Here is a 20653-nt window from a genome sequence, read left to right as displayed (position 1 = left end):
TGAACGATGAGGGGATGTGGCGGAGCAGCTCCGGAATGATGTTTCTTCGCTCGCATCTTCGGGACGGGGGTCGTGTGCCCGCATCAGTGCAGCCGTACTTTTTTCTCAGTTATGCGCATACACCGAGGTTCGGGGCGGGAGGACCGGACCCGGACATGTGGGTGGAGCGGCTTTTCCGTGATCTCTGCAGCCATGTCATGGCACTGACGAATCTGCCCGCCGGAGCCGAGGCCGGCTTCATGGACCGGGAGATACGCAGCGGTGAGGGCTGGTCGGAACGGCTCGGGGCGGCGCTCGCCACCTGCCGGGTCTTCGTCCCGCTGTTCTCGCCGCGGTACTTCGCCAGCGAAATGTGCGGGAAGGAGTGGTTCGCCTTCGCGCAGCGCACCATCCACCACGTGGCGCTCAGCAATCAGCCGGCCGAGGCCATCGTGCCCGCATTATGGGTTCCGGTCCCGCCCTCTCAACTCCCGCTCCCAGCCGAGCGGTTGCAGTTCAACCACAACACCTTCGGCGAGCGGTACGTCACCGACGGGCTCTACGGACTGATCAAACTCCGGGGCTACGCGGAGCAGTACGAGAGCGCCGTGTACGAACTCGCCAAGCGGATCGTCCGGGTCGCCGAGACCGTCCGGCTCGATCCGATCCGGCCGCTCGACTACCGCCTCGTGCCCAGCGCCTTCGGCCCGCCGAGCGGTACCCCCAGCAGCACCGCCCGCACCCTGCACGTCACCGTGGCCGCCTCCTCCCGGCACGATCTGCCCGAGGGCCGCAGCCCCGAGTACTACGGGGACAGCGCGCTGGACTGGAACCCGTACCACCCGGTCTCCCAGCGGCCCATCGCCTACGTCGCCGAGGACCTGGTCCGCAACCTCAACTACCAGACGACGATGAGCTCCTTCGACGACGAAGCCGGCCACTTCGACTCCAAACAGCCGCCGACCCGGCCCGAGATCCTCATCGTCGACCGGTGGGCGGTGGAGGACGAACAGCGACGGCAGCGCCTCGCCGCCTTCGACCAGGAATCCCGGCCGTGGATCAACGTGGTGGTGCCGTGGAACCGGTACGACCACCAGAGCCGCGCGAAGGAGAGCGAGTTGGCCCACCGGCTCGAGGACACCATGCCCGTCAAGATGAGCCAGGGCCGGGCCGCCTGCCGGGCCGCCGCCAACGGCGTGGCCAACATGGAGACGCTCGGGCAGATCCTGCCGCAGGTGGTGGAGGCCGCCGCCCAGCAGTTCCTCAGACACGCCCAGGTCTATCCGCCGGCGGGCAGCCCCGTGGCCGGCACCGAACGGCCGCGGCTGCTCGGCCCGATGGGGATGAACGGGCCGCCGGCCCCGCCGCCGGCCCCCTTCCCGCCCACCGCGGGCACCACGGGCGCCGGTTACGGCGGGCCCACAGACACCAACGACAACGACCGGGGGGACGCGGATGACATCGAGTCGTGACAGCGAGCACAGCAGCCGTGACGAGCACCGCGAGGGGCGCATCGTCACCTTCTACTCGTACAAGGGCGGCACCGGCCGCACGATGGCGCTGGCCAACACCGCCTGGATCCTCGCCGCCAACGGCAAGCGGGTCCTCGCCGTGGACTGGGACCTGGAGGCCCCCGGCCTGCACCGCTTCTTCCACCCCTTCCTGGACCCCTCCACCCTCGGCGCCACCACCGGTGTCATCGACCTGATCAGCGAGTACGCGTGGGCGGCCACCAGTCCGGTGTCGCGCGCGGACGACTGGCACAAGGACTACGCGCGGATCCAGCCGCACGCCGTCTCGCTGACGCCCGAGAACCTCGGCTGGGAGTTCCCCGACGGCGGGACCCTCGACTTCGTCTCGGCGGGCCGGCAGAACCGCGAGTACTCGGCCACCGTCTCGACCTTCGACTGGGACAACTTCTACGACCGGCTCGGCGGCGGGCTCTTCTTCGACGCCTTACGGGCGGACATGAAGCGCAACTACGACTACGTCCTGATCGACAGCCGCACCGGTCTCTCCGACATAGCCGACATCTGCACGGTCCACCTGCCCGACGTCCTGGTCGACTGCTTCACCCTGTCCGACCAGTCCATCGACGGCGCGGCCTCCGTGGCCCGGCAGATCGACGAGCGGTTCAACGACCGCGGCATCAAGATCTATCCGGTGCCGATGCGCATCGACGAGGGCGAGAAGGAGAAGGCCGACGCCGGCCGCGCCCTGGCCCGCATCAAGTTCGACCGCTTCCCCAACGGCCTGATCGGGGACGACCTCACCTCCTACTGGGGCGCGGTGGAGATCCCGTACCGCCCCTACTACGCCTACGAGGAGACCCTGGCGACCTTCGGGGACGAGGCCGGGCTCACCAACTCCCTGCTCTCCGCCTTCGAACGGCTCACCGCCGTGGTCACCGAGGGCGACGTCACCTCGATGCCCGCCATCGGCGACGAGGTGCGCCTGCGCATCCGCGACGCCTTCACCCGGCGCCGCCCGGCCCTGCCCGCGGACCTCTTCCTCTCCTACGTCGCCGAGAACCGCATGTGGGCCGACTGGATCGAATCGGTGCTCACCCGGGCCGGCTTCCGGGTCGTCCCCCGGGACGTCTCCGCCGAACGGACCCCGGCCGCCGCCGGCGGGGACACCCTGGGCGGCGCCGGGATCAGCGTCGACACCGCCGCGCGGACCGTGGTGCTGCTCTCCAGCGCCTACCTCAAGTCCGCCCGCGCGGTGGACGTGTGGGAGCGGGCCGCCGCCGAGGACCCGACCGGGGGCCGCCGTCAGCTGGTGCCGCTGCGGGTGGGCGACGTGCGCCTGTCGACCCCGTACATCGACCGCAACCCGGTGGACCTGTTCCGCCTCGACGAGGTGCACGCCACCACCGCGCTGCTGCGCGCGGTGGAACGCCCGATGGCGCTGCCCGACACCGTCGCCAGTGCCTCCGCGCCCGGCCCCCGTTTCCCGGGGACGGTCCCGAAGATCTGGAACGCGCCGCCGCGCAACCCCGGTTTCACCGGCCGGTCCATCGTGCTGGAGCGGATGCGCGACCAGCTCGGCGGCGGCATATCCGTGGTGCTGCCGCAGCCGCAGACCCTGTTCGGGCTCGGCGGCGTCGGCAAGACCCAGGTGGCACTGGAGTACGTGCACCGGTTCATGGCCGACTACGACCTGGTCTGGTGGATCTCCGCCGAGCAGACCGACGACGTGGTCGCCGCCCTCGCGGAACTGGCCGTACGCCTCGGCGCGCAGACCGGCGAGGACATGTCGGCCGCGTCCCAGGAGGCGATCGACCTGCTGCGGCGCGGGGTTCCCTCCTCGCGCTGGCTGCTGGTCTTCGACAACGCCGACGATCCCGAAACGCTCAAGCGGTACTTCCCGCCGGGCGGCCCGGGGCACGTGCTGGTCACCTCCCGCAACCAGTCCTGGTCCCAGTACGGCGACGCCCTCCCGGTGGACGTGTTCCTGCGCGAGGAGTCCATCGAGCACCTCCAGCGCCGGGCCCCCGGCCTCAGCAAGGAGGACGCGGAGCAGGTGGCCGTGGCCGTCGGCGACCTGCCGCTGGCCGTAGAACAGGCGGGCGCCTGGATCGCGGAGACCGCGACCCCGGTGTCCGCGTACATCGAGCAGCTGGCCCAGCAGGCCGCCCGCGTGCTGGCGCTGAACCAGCCGCCCGGCTACCCGGAGCCGGTGGCCGCCACCTGGAACGTCTCCATAGAACGGCTCCAGTCCCGCTCCCCCGCGGCCGTACGGCTGCTCCAGCTGTGCGCCTTCTTCGCACCCGAGCCCATCTCCGCGAACCTCCTCTACAGCAAGGAGATGATCGACGCCCTCAAGCCGTACGACTCCTCCCTCCAGGAGAAGCTCGTCCTGGGCCGTGTGATCCGGGAGATCGGCCGCTTCGCCCTCGCCAAGGTGGACCAGGTCAGCAACAGCATCCAGGTCCACCGGCTGGTGCAGGCCGTGATCCGGGCGCAGCTCTCCGAGGAGGAGCAGCGCGAGGCCCGGCACGCGGTGCACCGGATCCTGGCGGGCGCCCGGCCGGACGACGACGAGCCGATAGACAACCCGGAGACCTGGCCGCGGTTCAACACCATCTGGCCGCACCTGACCCCGTCGGAGGCCCGGTTCTGCAAGGAGCCGGAGACCCGCCGGCTGCTGATCGACCGGGTCCGCTACCTCTGGAAGCGCGGTGACTTCAAGGCCGCGTATGCGCTGGGCGAGGAGCTGCGCGAGACCTGGCGCGAGACCCTGGGCGGCGACGACCTCCAGTACCTGTACCTGCGCTTCCACCTCTCCAACATCCTGCGCTCGCAGGGCCGGTTCGTGGAGGCGATGGAGCTGGACGAGGGCACGCTGGAGCGCCAGCAGGCGGCGCTGGGCGTCTCGCACCCGCACACGTACATGACCACCAGCGGTCTGGCGATGGACCTGGGCGCGCTGGGCCGCTACGGCGAGGCGATGGAGCTGGCCAACGCGGCGCACGAGGGCTTCGGGCAGATCTTCCACGAGGCCCACCCGCGCACCCTGGCGGCCGCGAACAACCTGGCGCTGAACCTGCGCATGATCGGGCAGTACGCGCGGGCCAGGGAGATCGACCAGGAGGTCTTCGACCGGCGCACCGAGGTGCTGGGCACGGACCACCCGTACACCCTGTCCTCGGCGCAGAACCTGGCGCGCGACCTGCGCGAGGTGGGCCGCTACGACGACTCGGTGCAGCTGCTGAGCCGGACGTACGAGATCTACAAGCGGACCCTGGGCCGGGCCTTCCCCGGCACCCTGTCGGCGGCCAAGAACCTCGCGGTCTCGCTGCGCAGGGCGGGCGACGTGGAGGACGCGCTGCGGCTGACCACGGCGACCCGCAACCGGTACCGGGCCAAGTACACCTCGGTCAACCCGGACCTGCTGGCCTGCGAACTGAACCTGGCCGCCGACCTGTTCGCGACCGGCGACCCGGGCGGGGCGCGGGACCTGGCCCAGGAGGTGGTGGACGAGTACATCAAGGTGCCGGGCGAACGGCACCCGTACACCCTGGCCGCGGTCAACAACCTCGCGGTGTTCCACTGGGGCACGGGCGCGGCGGAGACCGCCGAGCCGCTGCTGCGCCAGACCATCCACCACATGCGCGAGGTGCTGGGCGACAACCACCCGCACACCATCTTCGCCAACCTCAACCTGGCCAACGCCCGGGCCGACCTGGGCGATCCGGAGGGCGCCCTGGAGCTGGAGCGGATCTCGGTGATGCGGCTGCGCGAGGCGCTGGGCGTGCACCATCCGGAGACCCTGGCGAGCTCCTCCAACATGGCGGTCAGCCTGGACATGATGGGCCGCAAGGAGGAGGCGAACCGGGTACGGGCCGAGGCGGTGGCCGAGCTGACCCGGCTGCTCGGCGAGGACCACGGGCTGACCCGGTACGCCCGCGACGAGCGCCGGGTCCACCGGGACCTGGAGCCGCTGGCGGTGTGATCCGCGGGGGCGGCTCCCGCCGGGCGCCGCCCCCGCACCTCCCCGATTCACGTACGACAGCAGACTGGGGGGTTCGCTGTGAGTGACAGCATGACCTTTCGCAACGAGGACCTGCCGGCCCTCTTCCACCACACCGACCAGGCGGCGATCTCCCGGCAGCGGGAGTCCACCCAGGCCACCCGCGCCCAGCTGATGCTGCTCGTCGTGGCCGCCGCGATCGCCGCCCTGCCCGAGGGGCCGAAGCTGGGCTCCGCGTACCTGTCCGGGCTCCTCAGCGTGCTCGCGTACGCCGGGGTGCTGGGCGTGGGCGTACGGGCCACCCGGCGCCGGGCCCGCCCGCAGTGGCAGCTCAACCGGAGCGCAGCGGAGTTCATCAAATCGCTGGCCTGGCGGTACGCCGTCCACGGCGCGCCCTTCGGCAGTGAGGTCCCGGGCGCCGAGGAGACGTACCGGACCCGGCTGGAGGCGGGACTGAACGAACTGCGGAAGATGGGCTGGGAGGATCCGCGGACCGCCGGCCTGGTGCCGGAGGGCGGGGAGATCACCGGTGCGATGTTCCGGCTGCGGGGCCTGGACTACCAGGTCCGCAGGGAGACGTACGTCCGTGACCGGCTGATCGAGCAGCGCAACTGGTACCAGCGCAAGACGGAGGTGTCCCGGCGGGCGACGGCCCTGTGGTCGTGGTCGATCGTGCTGCTGACCCTGCTGGCTCTGCTGTTCGCCCTGTTCGGGGCGTTCGGTTCGGGTCCGGGGCCGGCGCTGACCGGGCTGCTGAGCGCGGCGGCGACGGCCGGGATCGCCTGGAACGAGGTGCGGCGCCACCATCCGCTGATCGAGGCGCACACCCTGATCGAGCAGGACCTCTCGGCGATGATGGTCGTGATGCAGACGACGATCACCGAGACGCAGTGGCCGACGGCGGTCTACGAGACCGAGCGGTACGTGTCCCCGCAGCACACGGACTGGCTGGCGCGGCACAGCAGTTGACGGACCGGGCGGGCGTGGCCTCAGTCCCGGGCCACGCCCTCCCGCCAGATCACGGTGACGGGCTTCCCGAGCGCGCGGGCGTAGGCGACGATCTCGGCGGTGCCGCCGTGCCCGCGGGCGGGCAGACCGTCCCAGACGGCGACGAGGCGGTCGCAGGAATCGGCGATGTAGGTGCCGGCCGCGTAGTAGGCCTCGTCGGTGGAGCGGGCGAATCCCATGCGGACCTCCTGGGCGGCCCGGCGCTTGAGCCCCAGGTAGCGGTCCAGGGCGCCACTGTCCCCGAAGCCCTCCTCGTAGTCCCCGCTGGGGATGACCACGGTGAGGTCGGCGCCGTATTCCAGGGCGATGGCGGCGAACAGCTGGTCCGCCCCCTCGGCGAGGCTGGAGAGGGCCTCCAACGGCCCCTCGTGGCCGCCCAGTACGGCCCGCAGGCCGTCCTCCACATGTCCGAGCAGCTCGTTCGGGATCGACCGGTGCCCGGTCACGCCGATTCGCTTCATGCAGAAACCCGCTCCCCCCGTGGACACGAACGCCCTGGACATCCTCCCAGAAGGCGGGAGGACGTCCAGGGGTGCGGCGGGGGCGCACGGGTCCGTGGTGCGGCCCCGGGCGGGGGCTAGTAGACGCTCACGCCGTACGCGTTGAGCGCCTCGACGACGGGCTGGAAGAACGTGGTGCCGCCCGAGGAGCAGTTGCCGCTGCCGCCGGAGGTGAGGCCGACCGCGCGGGTGCCCGAGTAGAGCGGGCCGCCGCTGTCGCCGGGCTCGGCGCAGACGTTGGTCCGGATCATGCCGTAGACGACGTCGCCGCCGCCGTAGTTCACGGTGGCGTTGAGGCCGGTCACCGTACCGCTGTGGATGCCGGTGGTGGAGCCGCGGCGGGTGACGGCCAGGCCGTTGGTGGCGTTGATGGCGCTGGTGATGTCCTGGCTGCCGACGGTGCCGGGCGGCACCGGGGAGTTGGAGGCGTACTTGATCAGGCCGTAGTCGTTGGTCGGGAAGCTGGAGCCGACGGTGGACCCGATGACGGTGGTGTGGGAGGAGTTGGTCCACCAGGTGCCCGCGCCGTCGGTGCAGTGGCCGGCGGTCAGGATGTAGTACGTGGATCCGCTGCGCACGTTGAAGCCGGCCGAACAGCGCCAGCTCGTGGCGTAGATGGCGTCGCCGCCGGAGATGAGCTTGCGCAGCTTGCCGGGGGTGCGCTCGATGCGCAGGGCGGCCGCGTTCGTTCCGGCCTCGCTGCGGATCCGGGCGATGTCGGCCGCCGAGACGGTGGAATCGGCGGTGACCACGAGGGTGCCGGTGGCGGGGTCGGTGTGCCAGGCGGTGCCGGCCACGTCGGCGCGCAGGACCGAGGCCCCGGCGGAGGCGAGCCGGTCGGCGCTGAACCCGCCGTCGGCGTGCGCGGCCGTGGGGGCCGCGAGGGCGGCCACGGCGGCCATGCCGGTGGCCACGGCGAAGAGCCGGGAACGGATGATGCTCTTGATCGTCACTTGTCGTCCTCCCGAGTGGGGGTCGGAGGCCCGGCGGGGTGGGGTGGTGCCGGAGCCCGTGGAGGGCGGCCGGGGGCACAACGGACGGAATGCCGTTCGACGTGCCCCTGACAAGCCCCGAGAGACGCTGACGGGAGTCTCCTGGCGTCAGATACCGCTAGCAAGGGCGCCTTTCAGCCGCCGTTCGCCCGCCGCGAGCTCGAAGGGCAGGGTGTTGCCGGGCGGGGGGAAGGGGCAGACGAAGTGGTCCGCGAAGGCGCACGGCGGGAGTTGGACCCGGTTGAGGTCCACGGTGACGGAGCCGTCGGCGGCGGGCGTACCGGGCTTGAGGAACCGGAACCGGTAGCTGGAACGGCCGCCGGTGGCATCGCCGACGACCGCCCACAGACTGCCGTCCTCCTCGTCCACCGCGACCCGCACCGTGTGCCGGTCCCCGGCGAAGGAGAAGCTCAGTTCGCCGCCCAGACCGAGCCCGCGCGCCCGCCCGTCGACGTTCTCCACCTGGACCGTCCGCTCCTCCCCGTACGGGATGAAGTGGCCCGGCACCGCGTACGCCGGGTCGTACGCGGTGGCCTCGATCCCGGCGAAGGCCGCGCGGCCCGGCGCGGCCGGGTCGAACACCCGTACCGCCCATTCCCCTTCGCGCCGGATCACGACGAGCCGTACCTCCCCGGCGGCGAGCCGGGAGTGCGAGGGCGGGCTCTCGTCGGCGGCCAGCACGGCGGCGCCGGCAAGGGGATCGCCGTCCAGGGTGATCCCGTCCTGCGGCCCCGCGGTCAGGGTCACGCCTCCGGCGGCGGCCCGCCAAAGCCCCGGAACGGCCGGAATTCGACCTTCCGGGTAGTCGGCGAGCCAGTGGGTGCCGATCAGGGCGAGGGGGCCGTAGGGGGCGGACACGGTGGCCACCCGGTGCTCGTGCCACTGCTTCCAGGCCACGGACGGATCTTCAGCGCTCATGCCGCTCAACCCTTCCACACCGGCCCGGGCGAAAACCGGAAGGGTCAGGAATGGCCACGAACGCACGCATCCCCCAACGCACTGGACCCCCACCCGGCAGGCGGGAGGGGGTCCAGCGATCAGTGGTGAAGCGGTGAAGCGGGTGCGTGTGGCTTAGTACACGCTCACGCCCCAGCGGGCCAGCGCTTCCTTGACGGGCTGGAAGTAGGTGGTGCCACCCGCCTTGCAGTCGCCGCTGCCGCCGGAGGTGAGGCCGACCGCGCGGGTGCCCGAGTAGAGCGGGCCGCCGCTGTCGCCGGGCTCGGCGCAGACGTTGGTCTTGATCAGACCCTTGACGGTCTCACCGCTGGTGTAGTGCACGGTCCAGTTCAGGCCGGTCACCTTGCCGCCGTGCGTGCCCGTGGTGTTGCCACGGCGCTTCACGCTCAGGCCCACCGTGGCGTCGATGGCGGTCTTGATGTCCTGGCTCCCCACACTGCCCGAGTGCTTGAGGGCCTTGTTGTCGTAGCGGACGAGCCCGTAGTCGTTGCCCGGGAAGCTGGCGCTGACGTTCGCACCGATCTTCGTGGTGCGCGCGGCGTTGGTGTACCAGGTACCGGCACCCTTGACGCAGTGACCCGCGGTCAGGACGTAGTACGTGCTGCCCTTGTGCACGTTGAAGCCGAGGGAGCAGCGCCACGAGGTGGTCCAGATGCCGTCCCCACCGCTGGTCAGCATCGACATCTTGCCGTGCGTCCGCTCGATGCGCACCGCCGAGGCGTTCGCCCCGGCCTCCTTCTTGATCTTGTTTATGTTCGCGTCCGAGACGGTGGAGTCCGCCTGGACCACGATGGCCCCCGTGTCGGGGTCCTGGCCCCACGCGGTGCCGGGGACGTCGGCCCGCAGGAGCGAGGCGTCGACCGCGGCGAAGCGCTCGGCCATGACGCTGCTGCCGTTCGGGGCCTCTGCCGCCGTCGCGGGACCCGCGAGGGTGGCCACGGCGGTCAGACCGACGGCCGCGGCGAAGAGCCGGGAACGGAAGATGCGCTTGATCGTCACTTATTGTCCTCCCGAAGGAAATCGAAGCCCGGGCAGGTGCGGTGCCCGAGCTTGTGCAGTCGCCAGGAGCCGCGGCCGGCGGATCGCCGTTCGCCGTGCCCCTGACAAACCCCGTAAATGCTATCGAAGGTTTTCCGGCGACAGGCACGCGGGGCAAGGGCGACTTCGAGCCACTGTCCGCTCCGCGTTGACCACCTCGACCGAAGCGCTCCCTTGTCGCAGCCCAGGCCGCACTGCCGCCCGCCGCACGCCGAATCTCGGAACGGCTGAAAATCGCCCTGCCGGATCGAGGGCGTGGGAGACCGGGCCAAGCCCGCGCCAAGCCCGGGCCGAAGCGGAGCCCGGGCGTCCTCAGCAGCCGTCACAGGGACAGCAGCAGCAGTCCCCGCAGCCACAGTCGCCGCAGCAGTCACAGCCGTCGCAGCAGTCACCTGCGTCGCACCACGGGTCCTTCCGCTCCCGCGACCACGGGCCCTCGTGCTCCGTGCAGCACAGCTGGCAGGTGCAGAAGAGCCCGAGGGCCACCGCGCAGCCCGGCAGCAGGTCGCGGCGCGGCTTGCGCGGGGGCGCCGGGGGCGGTCCGAAGTCCACCGGGGGCGGCCCGAAGGAGCCCTCGGGAGCCGGGGCCGTCGCCGTGTGGGCGCAGCCGGCGGTGCCGAAGGCGCGGTCCACCGAGGTGCGCAGCTCGTGCACGAGCAGCCGGTGGGCCAGCCCCGCGTCGGCGAACTCCACCTCCCGCAGCGCCAGCCGGATCCCGCGCAGCGCGTCGTCGCACAGCCTGCGCGCCTCGGCCCGGGGCGTCCCGGTGGCGGTCAGCGGGTTCCAGGCCCCCGCCGCCGCGTCCGCGGCCTGGTCCTCGACGGCGTCCAGCAGGTGTGCGAGCCGCCCGAAGTAGCGGCCCGCCTCGGCGAGCGCGGGGGCGTTGCCTGGCCGTCCGGCGAGGGCCGCGGTATGGGCGAAGGCGGCGGCCGTGGCGGTCTCGGTCGGCTCGGTCACCACGAGCACCGGGGTGCCGGCTCCGGCCAGGGTCTCGATGCCCGCCTGCCGGTCCACGGCGTCGACGAGCACCGCCGTGTCGAAGCCGAGCGAGGCGCCGGTACGGGCGCCCGCCCGGTCCCAGCCCCGGGCCACCCGGCGCGCCGCGAGGGCGATCGGGGCGCGGGCCAACAGGCCGTCCCGGTCGGCCACGTGGTCGCGCACCTTCGCGGAGGCCAGCACCAGGGAGACGGCGGCGGCGAGCCGCGCACCCTCGCCGTTGGCCACGGCCGCGGTGCGCATCCCGCGCAGTGGACAGGGACCGGCGGTGCGCCGGGAGCCGGGGGCCGGACCGGACTGAGCCTCCGTCAGAACGGAGACGAGCAGCCCGTCGTAGTTGGTGACGATCCTCGCGAACTGGCCGTGGTCCCCCCGAAGTGCCAGGCACAGCCCGCAGAGATGGGCCATCCACTCCGTCTTGAACCGTTCCCCGAGGCGGTGCGTGCAGGGTCTGACGATGCCGAACAAAACGATTCCCCCGTGTGTCATACGCGTGCTGACGGGCATGGTAGCGAGACCGGCCGTCACCCGTACGCCCCCGTCCCTCACCCGTACGGATGCACTGGTCGTATTTTCACTCAGTCAGCAGCGGTAGCCGCTGGGATCCTTGACCGTGCAACGGATGTTCTGCACCAGTACCGTCACGAAACCCCTGCGCGGCGACTATCCACTTGGCGCGTTGTCAGCATCATGGACGACGATAGGGACGCGGAAGACAAGACAGAACTGACCGCGATGAAAGGAGGCGTCCATGGGTTCGGTGCGCAAGGCGAGTGCCTGGCTGGGTCTCGTAGAGGACAGCGACGACGAGCGTTACTACGACGACGACTACGCGGAGGCTCCGCAGGGGGGCTCTGTGGTCGGCCCCGGCGAGCAGTGGGTCACGGACCCGCGCGTCAAGGTGGCGTCGGAGTCCGCCGTCGAGCAGGGCCGCCGCATCGCGACGGTCACCCCGGACGGCTTCCGCGACGCCCGCGGCATCGGGGAGCTGTTCCGCGACGGTGTTCCGGTCATCGTGAACCTGTCCTCGATGGACCCGGGCGACGCGAAGCGCGTGGTCGACTTCGCGGCCGGTCTGACCTTCGGTCTGCGCGGTTCGATCGAGCGGGTGGCGACCAGGGTCTTCCTGCTGACCCCGGCCGACACCCAGATCGTGAGCGGCGAGTCCGGCGGCCGCTCGCGCGACTTCTTCAACCAGAGCTGAGCAAGGCCTCACCGGTTCCTTCCGGCCCTCCCGGCATCCAGCGGGCCCCGCGCGGGCCTAGCGGAAGGCGTCGAGCCCGGTGAGCGCCTTGCCCAGCACGAGCTGGTGCATCTCGACGGTGCCCTCGTAGGTGAGGACCGATTCGAGGTTGGTGGCGTGCCGCATGACGGGATATTCGAGGGAGATCCCGTTGGCACCGAGGATCGTCCGCGCGGTGCGACAGATCTCGATGGCCTCGCGGACGTTGTTGAGCTTGCCGAAGCTGATCTGCTCCGGCCGCAGGGTCCCCGCGTCCATCCGCCGCCCCAGGTGGTGGGCGAGCAGGATCCCCTTGTGGAGTTCCAGCGCCATGTCCGCGAGCTTGGCCTGGGTGAGCTGGAAACCGCCGATGGCCCGGCCGAACTGCTCGCGCGTCTTCGCGTAGCCGAGCGCCGACTCGAAGCTGGCGCGCGCCGCCCCCATGGATCCCCAGACGATTCCGTACCGCGCGTGGCTGAGGCAGCCGAGCGGCCCCTTCAGTCCGGTGACGCCCGGAAGCACCGCGTCGGCGGGCAGCCGTACGTCGTCCATGACCAGCTCGCTGGTCACCGAGGCGCGCAGGGACCACTTGTGCTTGATCTCCGGGGCGGAGAAGCCGGCGCTGTCCGTGGGGACGGCGAACCCGCGGATCCCCTCCTCGGTCTGCGCCCAGACGACGGCCACGGCGGCCACCGAGCCGTTGGTGATCCACATCTTGCGGCCGTTCAGCACCCAGTCCGAGCCGTCCCGCCTGGCGTGCGTGCGCATCGCGCCGGGGTCCGAGCCGACGTCCGGCTCGGTCAGTCCGAAGCAGCCGATGAGCTCGCCCGCGGCCATGCCGGGCAGCCACCGCTGCTTCTGCTCCTCGGAGCCGTACTTCCAGATCGCGTACATCGCGAGCGAGCCCTGTACGGAGACCAGCGAGCGGATCCCGGAGTCGGCGGCCTCCAGTTCCAGGCAGGCGAGCCCGTACTGGACGGCGCTCGCGCCGGCGCAGCCGTATCCCTGGAGCGACATCCCGAGGGCGCCGAGGGCGCCGAGCTCCTTGGCGATCTCGCGGATGCCGGGCAGCTCGCCGTTCTCGTACCACTCGGCGATGTTGGGCAGGACCCGGTCGGCGGCCCAGCCGCGGACGGTGTCCCGGATCGCGAGGTCCTCGGGCGAGAGGAGTTCGTCGAGCCCGAGCGGGTCGGTGGGAACGAAGGACACTGCGCCTCCTGGCGGGCCGGGATCACAAAAACCTAGCGCCGCAAGTTTGTCGGTCCGCCGGTCCCCGGTCCACCCGCTCCGGGTGTGACCCCGGTCCTGTGCCGCGGCCCCGTGCCCCCGTCCTGTGCCCCCGGCCCGTGCCCCCGGTCCTGTGCTCCCCGTGCTGCGGGCAGACTTCGGACATGCTCGATACTTCCGCGCGGCTGCTGCGCCTGTTGTCCCTGTTGCAGGCCCACCGGGAATGGACCGGGGCCGATCTGGCCGGCCGGCTCGGCGTGACCCCGCGGACCGTGCGCCGCGACGTGGACCGGCTGCGGGAGCTCGGCTACCCCGTGAACGCCAGTCCGGGCACCGGCGGCGGCTACCAGCTGGGGGCCGGCGCCGAGCTGCCGCCGCTGCTGCTCGACGACGACGAGGCCGTCGCGGTGGCCGTCGGGCTGCGGACCGCCGCGGGGAACGGCGTGGAGGGCATCGGCGAGGCCTCCGTACGGGCGCTGGCGAAGCTGGAGCAGGTCCTGCCGTCCCGGCTGCGGGGCCGGGTGTCCGCGCTGAACCGGTTCACCGTGCCCATGCTCCGCGGGGCGGGCGGGTCCGGCATCGACCCCTCCGTACTGACCGAGCTGGCCGGCGTCTGCCGGGACGCCGAGCGGCTGCGCTTCGGGTACCGGGACCACGGGGGCGCCGTCACCCGCAGGACCGTCGAACCGCACCGGCTGGTGTGCAGCGAGCGCCGCTGGTACCTCGTCGCCTGGGACCTGGACCGGGAGGACTGGCGGACCTTCCGGGTGGACCGGATCGAGCCCAGGCCCCCGCACGGACCGCGCTTCACCCCGCGCCCGCCGCCGGCCGAGGACCTCGCCGCGTACGTCTCCCGGGGCATCTCCCAGCGGGTGTACGCGACCCGCGCGGTCGTCCGGCTGCGGGTGCCCGAGGAGGAGGCGGCGCGGATCGTCGGGCCGGCCGACGGGACCCTGGAACCGCTCGACGAGCGGAGCTGCATCCTGCGCACCGGAGCGGTCAACCTCGATGTCCTCGTGATTCACCTCATGATGATCGGCTGTGAGTTCGAGGTGGTCGAGCCGACCGAGCTGACGGACCGGATCCGGGCCGCGCGAGATCGGCTCGGCAGGTCTCTGGAACCGCGCGAACCCACCGCGGAAGTGAAGGATTTGTGAGGAAGCGGAGGGTGCCCCGAGCGCACTCCGCGCACAATTCCGGGGAGTTCCGGAGGAATTCGAAACAGAATTCGCCCCGGGCGTGTCGCGTGACGGTAAATAAAAGGGCCGGACGAACTCCGCCGTGAGGGACTGTAGACAATCCGTGACCCAAGCGTGACCCGGTATGGAGGAACGTCCGGGCGCGGCGCTGACGTTCCGGGCCTTTCGCGGCCGCGACCGGCGGCGAATGGCCCCGGACCGGTCCGGGACGTGCGACGGCGGGCCCCGGTCGTCGACCGGGGCCCGCCGTGGATGCGCGAGCGGAGGGGTGCGTACCGTCCGGCTCAGCCGCCGGTGGCCGGGCGGGGTGCCGCGCCGCGCACCGGGGCGCGCTCCGCGTGGGGCGGGCGGCGGCTGCCGGCCGGGGCTCCCGGGGTCCGCTCGGAGCGGATCAGGTGCGGACGGCCGGAGAGGTGGGCGGCGGGCCGGGCGGCCGCCTGGCGCCCCGCGCTCTGCGCGGAAGCGGAGGCCGAGGCGGAGGCCGAGGCGGAGGCCGAAGCCGGGGCGGCGACGGACACGGGGGCGGCGGAGGCCGACGCCTGGACCGGGACGGGGACCTGCGCGGGCTCGGCCGCCTCGGGCTGCCGCAGGACGGCCACGGGCTGCGCCGACGGCACGGGCTGCGCGGGCGGCACGGGCTGCTCGGACGGTACGGGCTGCGCCGGCTGCCGTTCGGACGGCTCCTCGGCGGCCCGCTCCAGCCGCCACTTGCCGCCGGCCGAGAGCAGCGGGACCAGCAGCCCGGTGAGGCCCTCGGGCACCTGCCCGGCCTCCACGAGGCTGCGCAGCCGCGCCCGCAGGTCGAAGACGTAGGCCTCGGCCCGGGCGATGAGCGGCTCGAACCACGGCAGCGCCAGCAGCACGAGCAGACCGGCGAGCCAGCCGAGCAGGACGTCGCTGACCCAGTGGGTGCCGAGGTAGACGGTGGTGGCGCCGACGCTCAGGGAGACCACGGCGGAGACCAGGGAGAGCACCCGGCGGGTGACCACCGTGGAGGCCAGGTAGGCCAGGATTCCCCAGGTCACCACGGCGTTGGCGGTGTGGCCGGAAGGAAATATATCGCCGCCCGCGAAGAGCTCGGCGGAGCCGATCTCGGTGGCGTAGTGCGGACCGAGCCGGCCCAGGCCGAGCTTGACGGCGCCCACGGTGATGTTGAGCAGCAGCAGCGCCACGCCGAGGGTGATCAGGGGGCGCAGGGTGTGCTGCCGCCAGGACCGCCAGCCGAGCCAGGCCGCGACCATGACCGCGGTCGGGCCGCGCTGGCCGAGGACGACGAGGTAGTCGAGGAAGGCGTGCAGCTGCGGCCACTGCTCGTACGGCCGGAAGAACATGATCTGCCAGTCGAGGCGGACGAGCCAGGACGTGGTCAGGACAGCGACGACGATCGCCAGGTAGATGCCGAGGGTTGCCCCGAGGAGCACGACGCGGTGCCGGCTCATCCGCGGTGTTTGCAGATGAGCCGGTCGCTCTGGTTCCCGGTCCAGCCGGGCGAACACCCGCTCCAGTCTGGGCAGGATTTGGTCGGTACGCACTCAATCGACGTTACCGCGCGCGGATGGGCGGCCCGGTCGAATCGCGGGCTTTGTGATGACCATGTGATGTGGAGTTGGTCTCACGCGGGACTTAATTCCCGGTATTCATCCTTTGGTTGGAGCGGGGAAGGCTCCATCCGCCGACCATTTCCTCGCACACTTAGACCGTCTTTATAACTCCAGGTCAATTGTTTTGCCCAAAGATGGAGCGGAACGATCCATTCCGTGATCTTGGGTGCCCGGGCCCTTCCGCCGCGGCCTACGGCGGCCCCGAGCCGTTCAGCCAGAAGGCCCCGTACACGGCCGACGCCGCGGCCGCCGCGCCCAGCACCGCGGCCGCCCGGCCCGTCCGCCACCGGGCCAGCGCCACCGCCGGCGGGAAGACCAGCGGGAAGGCGGGCAGCAGCAGCCGGGGCTTGGAGCCGAAGTACCCCGAGGCGCACAGGGCCAGCGCCACCACGATCCCGGCGTACACCAGCAGCGGTACCGGCTGGCGCCGCCGCACGCAGAGCACGTACAGCCACACCACCAGCGCGACCCCGGCGATCAGCCCGATCCCGGCGGCGAAGGCCGGGGAGGCCAGCCGCGCCCCGATGAACCGGGCGAACGCCCAGCCGCCGTCGAAGCCGTTGCCCCAGCCGCCCTGCACGTCGAGGTACCCGGTCAGGCCGCCTCCGGTGCGCGCACCGACCCACAGGACGTACGCCGCCGCGCCGAGCGGGGCCAGCAGCGCCCCCGCCACCGGCCGCCAGGAGCGCTCCCCGCCGCGCAGGGCCAGGGCGGCGGCCACCCACACCGCCGCGACCACGGCGGCGCCGACCGGGCGGGTCAGCCCCGCCCCGGCCGCGAGCAGGCCGGCGGTGAGCCAGTGCCCGCGCAGGACCCCGTAGAGGCCCCAGGCGGCCAGCGCGGTGAACAGCGATTCGCTGTACGCCATCGACTGCACGATCCCGACGGGCAGCGCGGCCCAGACCGCGACGGCGAACACCCCGGCCCGGCGGCCGTGGACGAGCTCGGCGACCGCGAAGATCCCCCAGGCCGCGGCGAGCCCGGCGAGCGCCGACACCACCAGGCCCGCGGATCCGTGGCCGAGCCCGGTGACGGCCGAGACCAGCCGCTCCAGCCAGGGCAGCAGCGGGAAGAAGGCCAGGTTGGAGTGGACGTCTCCGTTCGGGAGCGCCACCTCGTACCCGTAGCCCTCGGCGGCGATGCGGGCGTACCAGAGGGAGTCCCAGCGGGCCGAGAGCAGGGTGTGCGCGCTGCTGCCGGCCACCGCCCCCCACACCGCGAGCACGGTCAGCCCCAGCAGCCGCACCGCCACGAACACGGCGAGAGCGGGCGCGGCCCGGCGAAATCCAAGATCCTTCACGGGCATGATTATCGAGGCCCGGGGCGGTCGCGCCCGGGCAGCAAGGGCCGAGGCGGAACGAGTGGCGCACACCACAGCGCGGCAGGCGGCGGGATGAGAGCTTGACCACGTGTCGGACAGCCGAACTCGCGTACGCTGACTGTTCACTCGCCTGTCGACGCCGGACCCCGTAGGACGCCACCCTCCCCACCCGTGGCCCCGAGAAGACGCTGGTCCGCCGAGGGCGAGGGATCACCTGGGAGGTACATGCATGTCGGGGACGAACGTGACCGGCGACAGGAACCCTTCCCCCTGGCAGCGACTGCGGCAACTCGGCGCGGCCTCCGGCGGGGCCAACCGCTGGGCCGTCCTCGCGGTCCTGTGCGTCAGCCTGGTGCTCGTCGCGCTCGACGCGACGATCCTGCACGTCGCCGTCCCCTCCGTCACCGAAGACCTCCGTCCCGGCCCGATGGAACTCCTGTGGATCGTCGACGCCTACCCGCTGGTGTGCGCCGCCCTCCTCATCCTCTTCGGCACCCTCGGTGACCGCGTGGGCCGCCGCCGCGTCCTGCTCCTCGGCTACGCGCTCTTCGGCGCGGCCTCGGCCCTGGCCGCCCTCGCCGACAACGCCCAGGTCCTGATCGCCGCCCGCGCCCTGCTCGGCGTCGGCGGCGCGATGATCATGCCGGCCACCCTGTCGATCCTGCGCCAGGTCTTCCCCGACCGGCGCGAGCGGGCCCTGGCCATCGGCATCTGGACGGCCGTGGCCGCCGTCGGCGCCGCGAGCGGTCCCGTACTCGGCGGCTTCCTGGTCCAGCACTTCTGGTGGGGCTCGGTCTTCCTCATCAACATCCCGCTCATGATCATGATCCTGCCGCTGGGCCGGTGGCTGCTGCCGGAGTCCAGGGGCACCGCCGACGGGCCCTGGGACGTGCTCGGCGCACTCATGGCCGCCGGCGGCGTGCTCGGCGCGGTCCTCGGGGTCAAGCGGCTCGGCGCGGAGCGCCAGCTCGTCGACCCGCAGGCACTGGTCCCGCTCCTGATCGGGGCCGGGCTGCTCGTCCTGTTCGTCCGGCGCCAGAAGCGCCGCGCACACCCGCTGATCGACATGCGGATGTTCTCCCGGCCCGCCTTCACCACCTCCGTGGGCTGCATCGTGCTGGCCATGCTGGCGCTGGTCGGCCTGGAGCTGATCGCCGTCCAGTACCTCCAGCTCGTGCTGCACCTGAGCCCCCTGGAGACCGGGCTGCGCCTGCTGCCGCTCACCTTCGCCGCGATGGCGGCGGGCGCGACCGGCTCGTACACCCTGTCCCGGACCGGACCGCGCCGGATGGTCTCGCTGGGCTTCGTACTGACCGCCGGCGCGGTCCTGCTCCTCACCTTCATGGGCCAGCACGACCGGCCGGTCCTGCTCACGGTCGGCTTCGTCCTGCTCGGCTTCGGTCTCCAGACCACCCTCTTCGCCGCCTACGAATCCATGCTGAGCGAGGCTCCGGCCGCGACGGCCGGCGGCGCCGCCTCGATAGGGGAGACCTCCTACCAGCTCGGCGCGGGCATGGGCATCGCCCTGCTGGGCAGCGTGATGAACGCGGCCTACGCCCCCGGCCTGGCAGCGGTCCCCGGCGTGTCGCCGGCCGACTCGGCCGGCGCCTCCCACTCCCTCGGCGAGGCCTACCAGATCGCGGCCCGGCTCGGCGGCCCGGCGGGCGAATCCCTGTTCTCGGCCGCCCGCCACTCCTTCGTCCACGGCCTGCACGTCACGCTGGTCGTCAGCGCCGCGCTGCTCCTGGCGGGCGCGGCGATGGCCCTGAAGCTCCCCCGCACGATGGAATGCACGGACGCCGAGGCGGCCCCCGTCCGCCTCCCGGTACAGCCGGGCCCCGCACCCACGGGCACCCGCATCCCGGCCCAGCCCGCCCCCGACCACGACCCGGCGATCGGCCACCCGGCCTGACCCTTCCGCCCGGCGGACCGGTGCGGGTGGGGGCCCTGCGGGGCAAAGTCCCCTACCCGCCCTTCGCCCGTTCCCCGGGCTCTGCCCGGACCCGGTCCTCAAACGCCGGACGGGCTGAAAAGATCGCCGCTCTCGAGCCCCGCCGGCGTTCGAGGACCGGGCCCGGGGCACAGCCCGGGGGTCCGGGGCACAGCCCCGGGGGTCCGGGGCACAGCCCCGGGGAACGGGCGAAGGGGCGGGTAGGGGACCCCGCCCCGCAGGGCCCACCCGCCCGCCCAGGCCGATCCGCTACGCGCGCGGCGATCCCCCGGACCCGGCCGAAGCCCCCGGGGCCGTCCCGGCCGGGACCGGAGCAACGGGGACCGGCGCAGCCGGAGCAGGCACGACCGGCGGCGCCGCAGGCGCGGGCGCCTGCGCCTCCACAGGCGGCAGCACCAGAAGCATCCCGATCCGCAGCACCCCGGGCCGCCCCCCGATCACCCCCCGGTTCGCCGCGTAGAGCGCCTGCCACCCGCCCCGCACCCGATGCCTCCGCGCGATCCCCGCCAACGTGTCCCCGCCCCGCACCACATGCATCCGCCCGGCCAGCCCGTACCGCTTGGCGCACACGGGCCACGCCTCCCAGCCCTGGCTCGCGAGGAGCTCCTCCCCGACCCGGATCTGCTGCTCCCGGGTGGCGAGGTCCGCCCTCGGGGCGAAGGCGAGCCCTCCGTGTTCCTCCCATGTCGGCTGCCAGAACTGCAGTCCGCCGTAGAAGCCGTTGCCCGTGTTCACCGCCCAGCGGCCCCCGCTCTCGCAGTCGGCCACGCAGTCCCAGGGCCACTGCCCGCCGGGTCCGCAGTCCACGGCCCGCCCGGAAGCCCCCGGGCGCGGCGGGGGCGGCGCCGCGGCCGCGGCCCCGGGCGACGCCGCCGCCAGCACGAACAGCACCAGCGCCGCCGCGCCCACCCCACCCGGAACCCCGAAGTTGCGCATCGCGTCACGCTACGCAGCCCCGTACCGCCCCCCGCGCGCGCCACACCGCGCCCCGCGCGCCCCCACCCGCTCGGCCCACCGGGCAAACGGCCAGCACCGGCCATCAACTGCGCACAACCAAAAAAGAGTTGGTACGAAAACAACGGCCCGGTCGGACCGTTCACTCCTTCGGGGGTCCGGTTCGATTCCGTTCCCTCAAACGGCGTGACCCCGGCCGCCACTCCCCCGTTGAGCCCGGCGAGCCGGAACCC

At 72.5% G+C, this 20653-nt stretch carries 15 protein-coding genes; 6 read left to right on the top strand and 9 right to left on the bottom strand.

Annotation, left to right across the window (positions count from 1 at the left end; all coding sequences use genetic code 11):
• Nucleotides 1-38: 38 nt before the first annotated feature.
• The 3 genes from ACIA8F_RS20130 (at nt 39) to ACIA8F_RS20120 (ending at nt 6423) form a co-directional block, all read left to right on the top strand.
• The gene (locus ACIA8F_RS20130) at nt 39-1451 is read left to right on the top strand and encodes a TIR-like protein FxsC (protein WP_399380688.1); all 1413 of its coding nucleotides are present in this window, start codon (nt 39-41) and stop codon (nt 1449-1451) included.
• Entirely contained in the window at nt 1435-5436 is a 4002-nt protein-coding gene (gene fxsT, locus ACIA8F_RS20125; protein ID WP_399380449.1) for an FxSxx-COOH system tetratricopeptide repeat protein, read from the top strand. The genes ACIA8F_RS20130 and fxsT overlap by 17 nt, the downstream gene beginning before the upstream one ends.
• A gap of 90 nt (nt 5437-5526) precedes the next feature.
• The gene (locus ACIA8F_RS20120; protein ID WP_399380447.1) at nt 5527-6423 is read left to right on the top strand and encodes a DUF4231 domain-containing protein; all 897 of its coding nucleotides are present in this window, start codon (nt 5527-5529) and stop codon (nt 6421-6423) included.
• Between the two features lie 20 nt (nt 6424-6443).
• On the opposite strand, the gene ACIA8F_RS20115 is transcribed toward ACIA8F_RS20120, so the two are convergent.
• The 5 genes from ACIA8F_RS20115 to ACIA8F_RS20095 form a co-directional block, all read right to left on the bottom strand.
• Entirely contained in the window at nt 6444-6923 is a 480-nt protein-coding gene (locus ACIA8F_RS20115; RefSeq protein WP_399380445.1) for a hypothetical protein, read from the bottom strand.
• Between the two features lie 116 nt (nt 6924-7039).
• Nucleotides 7040-7864 carry a S1 family peptidase gene (locus ACIA8F_RS20110; RefSeq protein ID WP_399380687.1) on the bottom strand — a complete coding sequence of 275 codons (825 nt, stop codon included), beginning with the start codon at nt 7862-7864 and terminating at the stop codon, nt 7040-7042.
• A 198-nt stretch (nt 7865-8062) separates the two neighbouring features.
• A complete protein-coding gene (locus tag ACIA8F_RS20105) occupies nt 8063-8872 on the bottom strand; it encodes a DUF1684 domain-containing protein (protein ID WP_399380444.1) in 810 nt (269 codons plus the stop codon).
• A 153-nt stretch (nt 8873-9025) separates the two neighbouring features.
• The gene (locus ACIA8F_RS20100) at nt 9026-9910 is read right to left on the bottom strand and encodes a S1 family peptidase (RefSeq protein WP_399380442.1); all 885 of its coding nucleotides are present in this window, start codon (nt 9908-9910) and stop codon (nt 9026-9028) included.
• A 351-nt stretch (nt 9911-10261) separates the two neighbouring features.
• Nucleotides 10262-11413, bottom strand: a complete 1152-nt coding sequence (locus ACIA8F_RS20095) for a DUF5685 family protein (protein ID WP_399380439.1) — start codon at nt 11411-11413, stop codon at nt 10262-10264.
• A 283-nt stretch (nt 11414-11696) separates the two neighbouring features.
• Here ACIA8F_RS20095 and ACIA8F_RS20090 point away from each other — a divergent pair, with 283 nt between their 5' ends.
• On the top strand, nt 11697-12149 hold the full coding sequence (locus tag ACIA8F_RS20090; RefSeq protein ID WP_214947996.1) for a cell division protein SepF: 453 nt from the start codon (nt 11697-11699) through the stop codon (nt 12147-12149).
• Between the two features lie 57 nt (nt 12150-12206).
• Here the strand turns inward: ACIA8F_RS20090 and ACIA8F_RS20085 are convergent, their stop codons facing one another.
• Nucleotides 12207-13376, bottom strand: coding sequence for an acyl-CoA dehydrogenase family protein (locus tag ACIA8F_RS20085; protein ID WP_399380437.1), 1170 nt, complete (start codon nt 13374-13376; stop codon nt 12207-12209).
• A 182-nt stretch (nt 13377-13558) separates the two neighbouring features.
• Here ACIA8F_RS20085 and ACIA8F_RS20080 point away from each other — a divergent pair, with 182 nt between their 5' ends.
• On the top strand, nt 13559-14551 hold the full coding sequence (locus ACIA8F_RS20080) for a helix-turn-helix transcriptional regulator (protein WP_399380436.1): 993 nt from the start codon (nt 13559-13561) through the stop codon (nt 14549-14551).
• A 326-nt stretch (nt 14552-14877) separates the two neighbouring features.
• On the opposite strand, the gene ACIA8F_RS20075 is transcribed toward ACIA8F_RS20080, so the two are convergent.
• On the bottom strand, nt 14878-16125 hold the full coding sequence (locus tag ACIA8F_RS20075) for a phosphatase PAP2 family protein (protein WP_399380435.1): 1248 nt from the start codon (nt 16123-16125) through the stop codon (nt 14878-14880).
• A gap of 259 nt (nt 16126-16384) precedes the next feature.
• Nucleotides 16385-17500: a hypothetical protein gene (locus ACIA8F_RS20070; protein ID WP_399380434.1), complete on the bottom strand. Its 1116-nt coding sequence runs from the start codon at nt 17498-17500 to the stop codon at nt 16385-16387.
• A gap of 244 nt (nt 17501-17744) precedes the next feature.
• Here ACIA8F_RS20070 and ACIA8F_RS20065 point away from each other — a divergent pair, with 244 nt between their 5' ends.
• A complete protein-coding gene (locus ACIA8F_RS20065; RefSeq protein WP_399380433.1) occupies nt 17745-19427 on the top strand; it encodes an MFS transporter in 1683 nt (560 codons plus the stop codon).
• 288 nt (nt 19428-19715) lie between these two features.
• On the opposite strand, the gene ACIA8F_RS20060 is transcribed toward ACIA8F_RS20065, so the two are convergent.
• A complete protein-coding gene (locus ACIA8F_RS20060) occupies nt 19716-20402 on the bottom strand; it encodes a transglycosylase family protein (protein WP_399380431.1) in 687 nt (228 codons plus the stop codon).
• Nucleotides 20403-20653 lie beyond the last annotated feature (251 nt).

The sequence above is a fragment of the Streptomyces sp. NPDC051563 genome (assembly GCF_044454225.1).
Classification (GTDB): Bacteria; Actinomycetota; Actinomycetes; order Streptomycetales; family Streptomycetaceae; genus Streptomyces.
This window is presented reverse-complemented; position numbering and strand designations above follow the sequence as displayed.